Origin of the sequence: Bartonella sp. TS82HLJMH (genome assembly GCF_042193495.1) — a bacterium.
GTDB classification, from domain to species: domain Bacteria; phylum Pseudomonadota; class Alphaproteobacteria; order Rhizobiales; family Rhizobiaceae; genus Bartonella; species Bartonella grahamii.
The window spans coordinates 38,113-53,367 of record NZ_JBHILU010000007.1 but is presented as its reverse complement, the minus strand read 5'-3'; the positions used below and the strand labels follow the sequence as shown (position 1 = coordinate 53,367).

Below are 15,255 nucleotides of genomic sequence, written 5' to 3'. Positions count from 1 at the left end.
AAAATATTTGGTCTTTAAGGATAGTCTCAAAGACCAAAATAGTTGTAATGAAATTACGTCGTATAAATAATAAAAATTACTGTACTATTTTACAACGTTTCATACGTGCAAGATCACTCAAAACAGCATTACGATTATTTAAAGCTGAAATTTCATTACTTTCGTTTGATTTTACATCCATAAAAAACAAAGCAGGTACAAATACAACACTTGCTGCTGCTAAAGCCACGTTTTTATTTCTTGCTTTAGAACGCTCTGCAATTGTATCATTAATCTGACGTTTATTAGCAAAAAACTCCCGTTGAATATCGGCACAACTCATTGATCCGTCATGTATTGTTGTCGTTGAAATATTTTTTTCTAAACGCCCTCCACATGCTGTCAAGGAAACCGCTAAAACCACAATACATACAGCCCGCTTAAAATTCTTATACATAAAAGCCTCATTTTCGACATAAAAGCACTAAATATGTCAAAATTAAAACAAAATAAAGGATAAATTTAAAAGTATTTTATTTAACTTAAAATATTGCGCATAAAAAGCTTACGCATCTGTTTCAAAAGTAAGACCTTGATATGCAGGTTTTACATGGGATGGAACATAATTTATAACCTTGTTGTAATCCAGCGATCTATCCATATGTGTAAGTATTGCTTGTTTTGGCTTTAAGTATTCTATCCATTGTAATGCTTGATCAACAGAAAAATGACTCGGATGGGATTTAAATTGAAGAGCTTCAATGATGAGAACATCCAAATCCATTAATTTGGATAAAGTTTTTTCAGGAAATTCACTAACATCCGTACAATAGGCAACATTCCCAATCCGAAAACCTAAGGAATGAATGTTTCCGTGGTGTTGTAAATGTGTATTGACGCTTATTGCTCCGCCCTGCCCCTGAATAATAAATTGGCTATCTTCATTGATAAGATGCTCTTTTAAAATGGGAGAATAAGATGAAGCTTTTGGTGTTTGAAAACAATATCCAAAAGCACTTGTGAGATGCTCTAGTGTAAATCTGTCGGCATAGATATCTATTAAACATTTTTGTGCAAGTGCATAGCTGCGTAAATCATCAATACCGTGGATATGGTCTGCATGAGAATGTGTGTAAAGAGCAGCATCAAGATGGCTTACACGCGCATCAATCATTTGTGAGCGAAAATCTGGACCTGTATCAATAACGATCGTTGTTTTGTCTCCTGAAGGTTTAATACGTTCCACTAATAAAGAACTTCTGTAGCGTTTATTTTTAGGGTTATTCGGATCACATGTTCCCCAATCACCATTGGGTCGTGGCACTCCCGGAGAAGGACCACAACCTAATATTGTAAATCGGTATTGATCACACATATCTTTTGCCTTATTTCATTTTACTAAATAAACGAAAAGCATTACGCGTTGTTATTTGAGCTATTTCTTCAATGCTTAAGCCAATTGTTTCAGCCAAAACAGCTGCTGTATAGCATACAAAAGATGGTTCATTTGTTTTGCCTCGATGAGGACTAGGTGCTAAGAATGGAGCATCTGTTTCCACTAACAAATGCTCATGAGGCACAATTTTTGCTATTTCACGAATTTCAAATGCATTTTTAAAAGTAAGAATACCTGAAAAAGAAATATAACCACCAAGTTCGATTCCAGCACGAGCAAGTTGCATTCCAGACGAATAACAATGAAGGATAAAGGGAAAAGCTCCTTCTTTTATCTGTTCACGTAATATTTTCTCCATATCGAGATCGGCATTGCGTGAATGTATAACAAGAGGAATCTGTGTTTCTCGAGAAGCAATGATATGTTCTTGAAAAACTTTCTTTTGCTCTTCTGGTGTAGAATAATCATAATGATAATCAAGTCCCCCTTCCCCAAACGCAACAATTTTAGGATGATTCGAGAGCTGTATAAGCTCTTCCGCTGTAATATTTTGTTCTTCATGCGCATGATTGGGGTGTGTTCCAACAGAACAAAAGACTTGATCATAGCTTCGCGCAATGGCTAACAGCTTATCTAACTTATGAACATGGGTTGAAATTGTTATCATACGTTTAACGTCAGCATCTAAAGCCCGTTGGATAACATTATCCAAATCTTGTGAAAAATCTTCAAAATCAAGATGACAATGTGTATCAATCAACATGATAAGTATCTTCTTTCTTCAAGATATAACGAGGAAAAATCGGTTCTGGTGGTGGAAGATCAAGCCCCTCTTGAATTTTTGAATGACTTATATGATACAATAACCGATCATCTTCAGCAACCGCAAGGCTATCAAGAAGTTTTGCTGCTGATTGGGGTATGAAAGGCAAAAGCATAATTCCTATTCTCCGCAAGATTTCTACAGTGATGTAAAGAACTGTAGAAAATCGCTCTTGGTCATTTTTACGTAAACTCCAAGGTTGTTCGTTGGCAAAATAGCGATTAGCATCTGCTACAATTGAAAAAATAGCTGAAAGTGCTAAATGCATACTATAAGAAGACATAGCTTTATGTACAGTTTCAAGTACTTGAAGAGATTGTTCTAAAAGCTGTTTATCTTGAGCTAAAAATGAAGTTGGTCTCGGGACTTGTGCATTACAATTTTTGGCAATCATAGACAAACAGCGCTGTGCTAAATTACCAAGATCATTAGCAAGATCAGCATTAATACGGTTCACAAGGCTTTCATGGCTATAACTACCATCTTGTCCGAATGGTACTTCACGGAGAAGGAAATAACGAACCTGATCAAGACCATAATGATCAACCATTTCAAAAGGATCAACGACATTTCCAATAGATTTTGACATTTTTGCACCACGATTAAGTAAAAAACCATGTGCAAAAATATTTTTAGGCAATTCAATTCCAGCAGACATTAAAAATGCCGGCCAATAGACTGCATGAAAACGAATAATATCCTTACCAATAATATGCGTATTTGCAGGCCAAAAATCACGTTTTTTTGAATTTTTATTGAAAAAACCAATTGCTGATAGATAATTTGTAAGCGCATCAACCCAGACATACATCACGTGCTGTGGATTCTCAGGAACAGCAATGCCCCAGTTAAAACTTGCGCGTGAAATAGAGATATCTTTTAAACCTGATTTTATAAAACTTATAATTTCATTACGCCGCTCAAGTGGAGCAATAAAATCAGGATGTTTTTCATAATATTCAAGAAGAGCTTTTTCATAATGAGAAAGTCTAAAAAAATAACTTTCTTCTTCATTCCATTCAACTGGAGAGCCTAATTCTTTTTCACGGCGGATGTTGTCTGGTCCAATTTCCGTATCTTTTTCTTCATAATAGGCTTCTTGGCGAACCGAATACCACCCCGTATAACGACCGAGATAAATATCGCCATTTGCTTCCATCTTTTTCCAAATTTCTTGACAAGCTTGGTAATGGCGTTCTTCTGTCGTACGAATAAAATCATCGTTAGAACAATTTAATACTGCAAGCATTTTTTGAAACACAGCACTATTACGATCTGCAAGTTGCTGAGGTGTCATGCCTAATGCTGCTGCGGTTTGTTGCATCTTTAGACCATGCTCATCTGTACCAGAAAGAAAAAATACATTTTTTCCGTTTAATCGTTGAAAGCGGGCTAAGACATCGCTTGCAATTGCACTATAGGCATGTCCAATATGTGGAGCACCATTAGGATAAAAAATGGGAGTTGTTATGTAATATGTGTCACGCATGTCATACTCGTTGTAAAACGCTATAAATAAAAGATATAATGACATAACGTCGGTTCATCGTATTGTCACGGAAAAACTAATCCTCATGAATGATCTTATGAACTTTAAAAAGTAAGTTAATAACAAACTGCTTTTTATCTAGATTAAACAGTTGTATTTCCTCTATTTCTTGATGAATCTCTTGCCATTTTTCCGCATATTTTTTTGAGAGAAATAAGTCACCCTTTTCAACGAGCATGATAGCTTTTTTTTGAATTTTATTAAGAATTTCATCACAAAATTGTTGAAATTGGAATGTAGAAGAAACAGATGAACATGTTTGTGCAAGAGTATGTACAATCGTTGCGTTACAAACAGGTTTCTCTAAGAGAGCATCAATTGTTCTAATAATTTCAAGACCGCCATGGCAGATAAGTAAAGCAGCTTTTCGAGGACTTCCTTTAGATTTTTTAATAATTATTTCAATTGTTTTCTCATCAGGTAAGTTCTGATTGGCAAAAATATGTGTAATAACTTTTTTCATTTCATCGTTATTCAACGGACGAAAAGAAATTTTTTGACACCGTGAATGGATTGTTGGAAGCAATTTTCCTGAAGAATGCGCGATAATAACAAATAACGTTTTTGAAGGTGGTTCTTCAAGTATTTTGAGAATTGCATTTGCTGCATTTCTATTCATATCATCTGCAGAATCAATAATAACAATACGCCATCCATTATCTTGCGATGTTCGGCTTAAAAAATGCATAATATCACGGACATCATCAACGAGTATTCCTGTTTTAAACTTTTGCGTTTTTACATCAAATCGACGTGAAATATACAAAAGACCAGGGTGACTTCCTTGTGTAATTTGGCGCCATGGAGTAGAATAAGGATCGGGTTTCAAGAAAGCCCCCTGGTGAGAACTTAAAATGTTCCAAGCAAGATGAAAGGCTAATGTAGCTTTTCCAATCCCATATTCTCCTTCAAATAATAATGCATGATGCAAACGCTCTTCTTTAAGCATTTGTGTCAAAAAATGACGAACGTCCTCATGACCAAAGACAACATCATTCTGGGATGGTGATAAAATTGTATCAATATCATCATATTGGCGTAAGATATTTACATTACTCATGAAAGCTGATCCAACAATACCTGATGACAAATATTTTTTATTTGATGTGCAACGGCTTCCACTGAGCCAGTGGCATCAATGACTCGAAATCTATGGGGTTCCTGTTTGGCCAATTGAAGAAAAGCTTGACGCCTTTGTTCTTGAATTTCCAACTGATCTTTTTCAAAATAATCAATTTCTTCTGTTTCTTTTCTTCGTAAATTTGCACGTTTCATACCACACATTGCTGGCATATCTAATAAAAATGTTAAATGGGGCAAGATACCATTGAGTGCAATACACTCTAAAACAGCAAGAAGAGAAGAACTGACTGTATCATTGAGTCCTTGATAAACACGTGTAGAATCAATAAAGCGGTCACATAAAACGATTTTACCTTTTTGCAAAGAAGGCGCGATAACCTCGGTAACATGGTCGACACGTGCAGCTGTAAACAAAACAGCTTCAATCAACGGTCCATACTGTTGCGCCTGCCCTGACAACAAAATATGCCGGATTGCTTCTGCTCCTAGCGTTCCCCCTGGTTCTCGTGTTGTGACAACATCATAACCTTGGTGTGAGAGAGACTTAGCAAGTAAAGAAATCTGCACCGTTTTTCCTACCCCGTCCCCTCCTTCGAATGTAATAAAATAACCTGACACGTATGACCTTAACCTTATTAGCACGTAACTACAAATATTTCCGTAACCATCCAATTGTTATTTCATAGAATGCATTTTTTACTTTTGCAAAGAAACTTCCTTCCTGAACATTCATTCCGGCAAAAACTGGTTTTTCCAGAAGAACCTTTTTATTTTCTAAAATTTGAATAACGCCAACTGATTGCCCAGAAATGATAGGAGCTTTCAATGGACCATGATATTTAATTTTTGCTTTAACATTTACTTTTTTTTCATTCGAAAGCATAAAACTTATTGGTTTTTTAACAATGAGTGGAACAAAATTTTGCTTACCACCATAAACAGAAGCACGACCAACCGCTTCTTCTTTTGTGAAAATCGTTTTGAGATCAAATGCTGTCATTCCCCATTGAAGAATGCGTTCTATTTCTTTTGTATATTTTTTACCATCTTGCAAACCATTGATTGCTAAAAAAAGACGTCGATGATTTTTAGAAATGGTAGCAACCATTGAAAAACCTTCTTTTTCACTGTAGCCAAAACCAAATCCTTCTACACCAATTTCCTTAGAAATAAGAGGGTTTTTATTACGTTGAAAAATATTATTCCACGTAAAATGAGGTTCACGATAAAGTGCATAATAATCCGGATATTCCTGAACAATATGACGTGCTAATATAATCATATCACGCACGGTTACACATTGTCCCTCTTCGGGTAGCCCTGTTGCGTTAACAAAATGACTCTGAGATAATCCGACTATTTTCGCGCGCTGATTCATCAGTTTTGCAAAATGAGCCTCATGTCCAGATATTCCTTCAGCAAGAATAATAGCAGCATCATTTCCATTCATAATAATTAAACCACGTAAAAGATCAGAAACACTGATTTCTGTCTTTATCTTTGCAAACATAGTAGTTGTACCGGAAGGTGCTCCACCCTTACGCCAAGCATTTTCACTGACCTTGAATTTCTGCGTACTCTTTAACAATCCCTCCTTTAAGTGATGAAATACGACTTCTACTGTCATCAATTTTGCTAATGAAGCAGGAAAAAAAGGAATATCACTTTGTTTTTCATAAAGTATTGTCCCTGTATCATCATCGAGTAACAACAATTGTGATGAAGAAATTTGAAAACCTTCTGCTCTCCCCCACATGTCAAATGCCAATATCCCCCATAAAGTCAATAAGATCCTTAATGTTGTATACATAGCTTCTCCTCCCATCCCAAAGATCAACATAAAGAATCTTATATAGGAAAAAACTTTTTTATTTCCGCAAATTGAGGAATTATTGACAACTCAAGAAAAGACTTTATTTTTATTCAACGTTATAAAAAGTAATACGATGCACTTTTTATCTTATAACTAGTTTTAGTTTAATGTTTTAAAGTATACAAAGACAAAAATGTTTTTATTTTTTTGTTTTATATTTATAGTACATTGTTTATTATAATAAATAATAATAATTTTAACTTATATATTGTGAAAAATACTGTGAGATTTCTTCTCATATTGAATTTAATAAATTTCGCTTACTTACGCATCATAAGTAAAGTTCGTATATGGATAAAAATTATTAAAAAAGAGAGTAAAAATACCTCTTATCAACCTCTCAAGTGTTAAAAATTATCGCACAAAACATTGGAGGCTTGCAAAGTATACGATGGTGTCGGTTTATATCTTCATAAGTGTAAAGATAGTGATGTCTAAAGGCGTTACCAATCATACCATTCATAGGCGCTATCGTAAAATAGGCTTGTAACGTGTTGAAATATTTTCCTTTTAAATAAGTACGTGAATTGGCAATGTAAGTGTATTTTATTTGAGACGCTCTGTTTCTCGTGAGGGGACTTACTCCATTAAAGAACATGATAAACAAAAGCATGAAGTAATGCATAATCTCTTCATAAGATATTACCGTGGATGCTTTTTGGAAAGCTGCAAAACCGAATCAAAAGAAAATATTTTTTAAGCTTTTTATTCCTATCAAATTGATTGTATAGTTGCTTTGGAGATTACACAAACAGACTGATACAATAATCTCCCCTCGTCTAGTAAAAGCTATTACAGCAAGAAAAGTACGCGCTTTATTAAGCAAGCAATATCATAAAACGACGAATAGGCCAGCAATGGGGTGCAAAGGACGCACTGAATTTATAATAGCACCCAACCACGCTTTTTTAAAAGGACAACGCGCTTTAAGATGAAAACCTTACACTAAATCCGTAAGTTCTTATCTTTTTTACTAGAGAATTATATAGATAAAAAATCAACGCATTTTTTCTTAAAAAAGTTGTAGCCAATTGACCTTTGTTTTTTTGTTTAGCTTATTTATAGAAGCAACTTGATCGAATGGCACCGGCTTATCAACCATAATAGGACCAATTTCTGGCAATTTAACTGCAACAGTTTTATTACGTTGTTCCTGTTCAACAGTAGCTGCTTTAGCTAATTCTTCTTTTTTTCCTGTATTGCGCTTCTCTTTTAACAAAACAGTCTCTCTTTTTTTCGAAACATTTTCTGACGCTAATGAATATGAGGCAGCATTTCCAGGAGTATAAGAGGCCATTAAATATGCACCATCATAATAGCCAACGGGTGCTTCAGCAATATATTCTACTTTAACATCTGCGACCCCCCTATCTACATACCCCAGTATTGCCGCAGCTTGCTTTGATAAATCAATGATTCTGTCTTTCATAAAAGGTCCGCGATCATTCACTCTAACAATGATTGAAGATCCATTTTTCAAATTAGTAACACGAGCATAGCTAGGTAAAGGCATTGTAGGATGAGCAGCAGTCAAAAGATTCATATCATAAATTTCACCGTTAGCAGTTAAACGTCCATGAAAGTCTGAACCATACCATGATGCTTCGCCAACACGTTTATAAGTCGGATCATTTTGAGGATAATACCACTTTCCTTTTATTTGATAAGGTTTACCAACAATAGCTCGTCCACGCTTTTTTTCTTCCGATTGATTCTTCTTATTGGATACTTGTTGAGGTAGTACAGAAGTGTTTACGTCAATTGGTTTATTATGATAGGAATCTTTTATTGAAAAATTCATAGTTTGGCTTGCACAACAAGATACCAGTGACTGAGAAATGACGATCATAGAAAACAATTGAAGTGATGGTTTAATAATAAAAGTAAATTTCTTTTTTCTATTTGAAGGCATCTATTCAGTCCACTTATTTCTGTTAAGTACTACTGTAAAAACCACGTCACGCTGTCACGCTTTTTGTACGAGACGGAAGAATTTACGTTTTTAAATGATTTCCCTCGCGCATATACCACTCTTTAATTGTCCCCTTTTATCAAGAAATTAACACATTGTTAACCTTTTTATGATTTTCGTAAGAAATAAATGTACTATAGTAGATGTTTAAAAGAATAAAAATTAAACAAATCAATTTCTTATAGAAAAATCATTTCATAATATAAACTGTGAATAAGTGGTGATTTTAGCAACTTGTTTTGCGAATCATGTAATGCACTAGGTATTAAAAAATCAATCTATGGATTGAGAAAAGGAGCAACCACATGTGCTGCCAACGCAGGTACAAGCGTATCGTAAGCTTAAAGCTCTTTTTTTGGACAGGAGACAGCATAGCATCGCTCTATTCCAAAACATCTGATAGAAAATGACTGATTATAGAATCAATAAAGAACTTCAAAAAGAATCAAAACGAGAAAGATTCTTAAATTTTTGTATAGTCTATTGATATTATTTAAAGTTGGTGAGCGCGCAGGGATTCGAACCCTGGACCTACTGATTAAAAGTCAGTTGCTCTACCAGCTGAGCTACGCGCTCTCACACAAGCTATCTAGTTTGTAGACTATCTAATTTGCAGAAAGTGAAGGGAACATACGGTTGACTTTTCATTTGGTCAACACCTTTTGAAGAAAAATATTATTATTTTCTTCAGTTATCAATAATTTTCCGTTTTCCCCTCCTTTTTTCATCATTGTATAGGTACTATTTAATCTTCTTTTTGAAGTTTCAATCAAGGAACAATTTCACTGCAAAATATTGCATAGATTCGAAGCGCTAAAATTATAAGAAATTACTCCCCCCTTTCCTCACATGGGGTGTTGAGCATAATGGATAGAGAAAAAATACCTTTTACTATAATATTATTTTTATATCTTTATATTTTAGTTTTCAATTTTCAAATATGAATACAGATTTATAATATAAGATATTGATTTATAATAATTTATTATTTCATCACTTGAGTGAGAGAATAAAACTATAAAAAAGAAATGAAAATACCTTTTATACCTCCTTTCAATAACCAAAAATTATCTCAACATTAGGGTTCAGAAAAATAGTATATAGCGGTTGGTACGTTAGACCTGAAAATGGGACAATGAGCAATAATGGCATTTTAAGGGTATGATTTTTATTCATGCATAATGAATATATAACGAAAGGCAATTTATCCTATAGAATAAAACAGACATAAAATTCAGTCTCATTGAAAGTATCCCGAATGACTATAAATTATGCTCACTATTATAGCTGTAAATAATTTTACTTAAAAAAGCAGAAATAATATGCAGTGTGCAAAATGATCTAAATACCCATAGAGTGTTCTAAATATATAAAATGCCTTCTAATTAACTTTTTTATATCAAGAAATTACAAAATACGTAGATATATTTTTAGAAGAAAAGAATAACACTGGTCATAAAATTTAGTGTTGGATAATTCAGTCAGAGCTATAAAGTATTTTTATACATTGTTCAATATTAATGTAGATATATAATATATAAATAATATTTTCATAAAATGCTTAAAGTAAGTTTTATATAAATAATAATTTAAATATGTCTATAAATAAACATATTGCTTAATTAACTATAACTTATAGGATCAAAAATAAAGAAAATAATTTTGATTTGGCGGAAAAAAAATTGTAAAATTGTTATATATACATGTATTTTTACTTTACTCCTTTTTTATTATTTTGATTGGAATATTGAATGCTAACATGTAAACAATATGAGCTACTCTTGTTTATTCATAACCATACAAAAGAAACTGGTGTTCCTCCTTCTTTTGAAGAAATGAAAAATGCATTAGAACTTTCTTCAAAGTCTGGTATTCATAAGCTCATTATAGCCTTAGAACAACGAGGGTTTATACGTCGTTTACCCAATCGCGCTCGTGCAGTGGAGGTGATTCGACTCCCTGAGAAAATAACATTTAACCTTTCTTTAGCACGTAAAATTTCTCCCAGTATGATAGAAAAAAATAAAAGGGAAACATCAAAAAACTTGAGTAACCTTGACAACTTTGATGAAGAAGAAAAAAAAAATATTACCATTCCTATTATGGGACGTATTTCTGCGAGCGTGCCCGCCTCTGCTATACTGCAACAAATAAACACTCTTTCTCTCCCACGTAATATGGTTAATACAGGTGAGCACTACGCATTAGAAGTTAAAGATGATTCTATGATGGAGGCTGGTATCCTTGATAAAGATACGATCATTGTGAAACGTCAAAATACAGCAATAACAGGTGAAATTATTGTTGCGTTTATTGATAAAAAAGAAGCCACATTAAAACGTTATCGACGCAAAGGCGCTTCTATTGCATTAGAAGCTGCAAATCCTCATTATGAAGCACGTACATACGAATCCGAACGTGTAGAAATACAAGGTAAACTTACCGGACTTATTCGCAAATATTAAAAATAAACCTTATAGTACGCGATAGATACCGCAGTAAGGAGTTGTTGAGTATTTTTTATTGTGCCACACGCAGTTGACTTCCTCTCCACTGCCAAAGGATGCCCCAATTCGGTCTATAAACAGTCCAGATCCTTATCGAGCGGATTTCATTTTTCCTTCCCTCCATTGTCCTTCACTTACGCAAGGCGCGACAAGTAAGCTTTAAAATATTCACCACGTACTTTATAAAAGAACTTGAATGCTTTGAAGGAAGCAACCTTATATCATCGTCCTCAATGACAGAATTTTACGATATAATAAGATAAAATTGTATGCATGCATAAAAACACATAAAATTTTGTAGAAAAAAATCAAATAACTTTGTAACAGATTTTATTGCATAGGTATAAAAATAAAGAACATTATTTTTCAGTTATAAAAGTGTAACTCAATCATTCACAATAATTGTAGGATCATCATGGTAGCACCTCGTATTAGTTTTGTCTCCCTCGGATGCCCAAAAGCACTCGTAGATTCTGAGCGAATTATTACACGCCTTCGCTCTGAAGGGTATGAAATTTCACATCAACATCAAGGAGCAGATGTCGTTATTGTGAATACCTGTGGCTTTCTTGACTCGGCAAGGAGAGAATCATTAGCCAATATTGATGAAGCTCTCAAAAAAAATGGAAAAGTTATTGTAACAGGGTGTCTTGGTGCTGATCCTGATGTTATTCGCCAAACATATCCTAATGTATTGGCTATTACAAAACCTCAAGCTTATGAAAGTGTTATAGAAGCTGTTCATACAGCAATTCCTCCTGTTCATGATCCTTTTCTTGATTTAGTTCCACCCCAAGGTATTCGTTTAACACCTCGCCATTACGCCTACTTAAAGATTTCTGAAGGATGCTCTAACCGGTGTAGTTTTTGTATCATCCCTACTCTGCGTGGTGATCTCACTTCACGTCCCATCAGCGATGTTCTTCGTGAAGCTGAAAAACTCGTGCAAGCGGGTGTAAAAGAACTTTTAGTTATTTCACAAGATACGAGTGCTTATGGCATTGATCTTAAATATCTCGAAAATTCTTGGAAAGATCGTACAATCAAAACAAAATTCTTTGATCTTTGTCGCGAACTAGGCGATATGGGTATTTGGATACGTATGCATTACGTTTATCCCTATCCCCATGTTGATGAAGTTATCGAACTTATGGCTGCAAAAAAAATTCTTCCTTATCTGGATATTCCTTTTCAGCATGCATCACCAGCTGTTTTGCGTCATATGAAGCGTCCTGCACTCATAGAAAAAACAAACCGTAGAATTGAAGAATGGCGAAAAATATGTCCAGATCTTACTTTGCGCTCAACATTTATTGTTGGTTTTCCTGGTGAAACGAATGAAGATTTTAATATACTTCTAGAATGGCTAGAAGAAGCAAAAATTGAACGCGCTGGGTGCTTTAAATATGAAGAAGTAAAAGGAGCCGCCGCAAATGATTTGGGATTAGAAAATATTCCTGAAGAGGTGAAAGAAAATCGCTGGCATCGTTTTATGGTAAAACAACAACAAATTTCTACATATCTTTTAAAGAAAAAAATTGGAAAAAGACTCCAAGTGCTTATCGATGAAAGTCAAGGAAAAGTTGCCAAAGGACGTAGTCAATACGATGCTCCAGAAATAGATGGTGTTGTCCATATATCATCACGACGCCCGTTGCGTGTTGGTGAATTTGTCAGCGTTAAAATTGAACAGTCGGATGCCTATGATCTTTATGGTGCAGCAGTTTAAAAATTTAACTTCTTCCCTGTCCTCAATGAGGAAGATTTCCATCAGCATTAGTTTATAAAAAGATCGGCTACTCATAATCGAACTTGATCACTTATGTACTCACTTCATGAGAATTCACGAGAAATCCTTACCCTGAATGTTTGCTATACACTCCAAAAATACCAAGCAGTTATATATTCTCTTAATTTAATGCCTTAAATGAGGTGATGGAGGCGCAAAAGAATAAAATCCACAAGGTTCACTATTTTTACTTAACAAAAGAGTAAATCGACAATCGTACTATTTTCCCATTTTTCATATTGCGACAGTTATTAGTTAGTGAAAGGAAACTTTTTTCAATAGTGTTCTATGCACACAAGAGTTTCCTTTGTGGTATGCAGGCGGATGTTTTTTATGGATGCAATATAAGAAAATTTGAAACAAAACAATCTTACGGTATTTAAATAAAAAAACAATAAATTATCATTATAAATAAGTATCTTATCTTAAACTCTTTGAATTTATTTTTTAAAATATCTAATTTTTATTAACACGTTTTAAAATCAAAGAATTTCTTATCAAGCAAATGACTTGGGCGTACATTTGTTAAAGCGCGAATCATCGTATCTTTACGTCCTGGCATTTGTTTTTCGATATTTTTCAGCATTTCTTTCATTGCATTACGTTGTAAACCATCTTGACTACCGCAAAGATTACAAGGAATAATCGGAAATTGCATTGCTTGAGAAAATTTTTCCATATCTTCCTCAGCAGCATAGACAAGAGGACGTAACACAAAAAGATCTCCTTCATCATTTTTAAGTTTTCCAGGCATGGCAGCTAATCGGCCACCGTGAAACAAATTCATAAAAAATGTTTCTAAAACATCATCACGATGATGACCTAAAACTAATGCAGAACATCCCTCTTCACGTGCAATACGATAGAGATTACCACGTCGTAATCGAGAACAAAGTGAACAATATGTCTGCGACTCTGCCAATTTATCTGTAACAATGGAATAAGTATCCTGGTATTCAATACGATATGGAATTTTATAAGAACTTAAAAAGTCTGGAAGAATATGCTTAGGGAATCCTGGTTGCCCTTGATCAAGATTACAGGCAAGAATTTCAACGGATAAAAGACCTCGCCACTTTAAGTCTAAAAGAAGCGCTAATAAACCATAAGAGTCTTTTCCACCCGATAAAGCAACAAGCCATTTTTTTCCTGTAGAGAGCATAGAAAAATCATCCAAAGCTTGTCGCATATGACGTAAAAGTCGTTTGCGCAATTTATTAAATTCTACGCTTGAAGGAGCAACACGAAACATTGGATGACAATTATCTGCTTCGCTTATTAAAGGATCATCTTTCCCTTCGTTTTCTTCTATTGCCTGATATTTAACTGAAACATCATTCATAATACCATATCCTGCACAATAAACAGCTCGTTTTGCAAAGATAAAAACAAATATTAAAGCAATCTTACATTTATGTTTTTTTGAATGTATAAATTAGATACACAAAAAAGAAACGGAACTATATAAGTTTATGACTATAAAACATAACAATAAACTTAAAATAGAACCATTCACAAAAAGCACTTATTAACTTCAGAGATTGTAAAAACAACACAATATTTTGAAGTTATAATAATAGAAGAGAAAAAAACTTCTCTTGCAGGAAAATTATCGAGAATAAAATTCAACAACCAAATTAGGTTCCATTTGCACAGCATAAGGAACATCTGCAAAAGCAGGAATACGTGTAAAGGTTGCTTTCATCTGTTTATGATCTGCTTCAATATAATCAGGGACATCACGTTCAGCCAATTGCACTGATTCCAAAACTAAAACAAGTTGTTTTGATTTTTCCCGAACCTCAATAACATCACCTGGTTTACAACGATAAGATTGAATATTTGTGCGCCGACCATTTACATTAACATGACCGTGATTGATAAATTGGCGAGAAGCGAAAATCGTAGGAACGAATTTTGCACGATAAACAACAGCATCCAAACGTGATTCTAACAGACCGATAAGATTTTCACCAGTATCGCCCCGTCGACGAGCAGCCTCTTCATAGGTTTTATGAAATTGTTTTTCTGAAATATCTCCATAAAACCCTTTCAATTTCTGTTTAGCACGCAACTGCACCCCATAGTCAGAAAGTTTTCCTTTACGACGCTGTCCATGCTGACCTGGACCATAATCACGACGATTGACAGGAGATTTTGGACGACCCCAAATATTTTCTCCCATACGACGGTCAATTTTATACTTTGTTGTTTCGCGTTTACTCATCGCATTTCCTTATAAAATAAAACACGAGATCTTAAGACCCCAAGGAAACGCGCCCTC

General features: G+C 34.3%; 12 protein-coding genes, 1 tRNA gene and 1 pseudogene. 3 read left to right on the top strand and 11 right to left on the bottom strand.

Going from position 1 to position 15,255, the window contains the following annotated elements:
- Positions 1-76: 76 nt before the first annotated feature.
- The 8 genes from ACFIKO_RS04830 to ACFIKO_RS04795 form a co-directional block, all read right to left on the bottom strand.
- Positions 77-436, bottom strand: a complete 360-nt coding sequence (locus tag ACFIKO_RS04830; RefSeq protein ID WP_375619807.1) for a hypothetical protein — start codon at positions 434-436, stop codon at positions 77-79.
- Positions 437-544: 108 nt separating this feature from the next.
- The gene (locus ACFIKO_RS04825; protein WP_375673433.1) at positions 545-1,354 is read right to left on the bottom strand and encodes an MBL fold metallo-hydrolase; all 810 of its coding nucleotides are present in this window, start codon (positions 1,352-1,354) and stop codon (positions 545-547) included.
- Between the two features lie 10 nt (positions 1,355-1,364).
- Positions 1,365-2,138, bottom strand: coding sequence for a TatD family hydrolase (locus ACFIKO_RS04820; RefSeq protein ID WP_375673432.1), 774 nt, complete (start codon positions 2,136-2,138; stop codon positions 1,365-1,367).
- Positions 2,128-3,687 (bottom strand): methionine--tRNA ligase, encoded by a 1,560-nt coding sequence (metG, locus tag ACFIKO_RS04815; RefSeq protein ID WP_375673431.1) that lies wholly within the window; start codon positions 3,685-3,687, stop codon positions 2,128-2,130. The genes ACFIKO_RS04820 and metG overlap by 11 nt, the downstream gene beginning before the upstream one ends.
- A gap of 76 nt (positions 3,688-3,763) precedes the next feature.
- Positions 3,764-4,807 carry a DNA polymerase III subunit delta' gene (locus tag ACFIKO_RS04810; protein WP_375619811.1) on the bottom strand — a complete coding sequence of 348 codons (1,044 nt, stop codon included), beginning with the start codon at positions 4,805-4,807 and terminating at the stop codon, positions 3,764-3,766.
- Entirely contained in the window at positions 4,804-5,448 is a 645-nt protein-coding gene (gene tmk, locus ACFIKO_RS04805) for a dTMP kinase (protein WP_375619812.1), read from the bottom strand. The genes ACFIKO_RS04810 and tmk overlap by 4 nt, the downstream gene beginning before the upstream one ends.
- A gap of 28 nt (positions 5,449-5,476) precedes the next feature.
- Positions 5,477-6,640: a D-alanyl-D-alanine carboxypeptidase family protein gene (locus ACFIKO_RS04800; RefSeq protein ID WP_375619813.1), complete on the bottom strand. Its 1,164-nt coding sequence runs from the start codon at positions 6,638-6,640 to the stop codon at positions 5,477-5,479.
- Between the two features lie 1,075 nt (positions 6,641-7,715).
- The gene (locus ACFIKO_RS04795; RefSeq protein WP_375619814.1) at positions 7,716-8,615 is read right to left on the bottom strand and encodes a septal ring lytic transglycosylase RlpA family protein; all 900 of its coding nucleotides are present in this window, start codon (positions 8,613-8,615) and stop codon (positions 7,716-7,718) included.
- Positions 8,616-8,900: 285 nt separating this feature from the next.
- On the opposite strand from ACFIKO_RS04795, the pseudogene ACFIKO_RS04790 reads away from it, so the two are divergent.
- Positions 8,901-9,085: pseudogene (locus ACFIKO_RS04790) on the top strand (integrase); the annotation flags it as partial.
- A 90-nt stretch (positions 9,086-9,175) separates the two neighbouring features.
- On the opposite strand, the gene ACFIKO_RS04785 reads toward ACFIKO_RS04790, so the two are convergent.
- A tRNA-Lys gene (locus ACFIKO_RS04785) sits at positions 9,176-9,251 on the bottom strand.
- Positions 9,252-10,426: 1,175 nt separating this feature from the next.
- On the opposite strand from ACFIKO_RS04785, the gene lexA reads away from it, so the two are divergent.
- Both lexA and rimO read left to right on the top strand, forming a co-directional pair.
- Positions 10,427-11,140, top strand: a complete 714-nt coding sequence (gene lexA / locus ACFIKO_RS04780; RefSeq protein ID WP_375619815.1) for a transcriptional repressor LexA — start codon at positions 10,427-10,429, stop codon at positions 11,138-11,140.
- Between the two features lie 457 nt (positions 11,141-11,597).
- Positions 11,598-12,911 carry a 30S ribosomal protein S12 methylthiotransferase RimO gene (rimO, locus tag ACFIKO_RS04775; protein WP_375673430.1) on the top strand — a complete coding sequence of 438 codons (1,314 nt, stop codon included), beginning with the start codon at positions 11,598-11,600 and terminating at the stop codon, positions 12,909-12,911.
- 526 nt (positions 12,912-13,437) lie between these two features.
- On the opposite strand, the gene ttcA is transcribed toward rimO, so the two are convergent.
- Both ttcA and rpsD read right to left on the bottom strand, forming a co-directional pair.
- Positions 13,438-14,313 (bottom strand): tRNA 2-thiocytidine(32) synthetase TtcA, encoded by an 876-nt coding sequence (gene ttcA, locus ACFIKO_RS04770; RefSeq protein WP_375619817.1) that lies wholly within the window; start codon positions 14,311-14,313, stop codon positions 13,438-13,440.
- Between the two features lie 267 nt (positions 14,314-14,580).
- On the bottom strand, positions 14,581-15,198 hold the full coding sequence (gene rpsD, locus ACFIKO_RS04765; RefSeq protein WP_273722651.1) for a 30S ribosomal protein S4: 618 nt from the start codon (positions 15,196-15,198) through the stop codon (positions 14,581-14,583).
- Between the last annotated feature and the right edge of the window lie 57 nt (positions 15,199-15,255).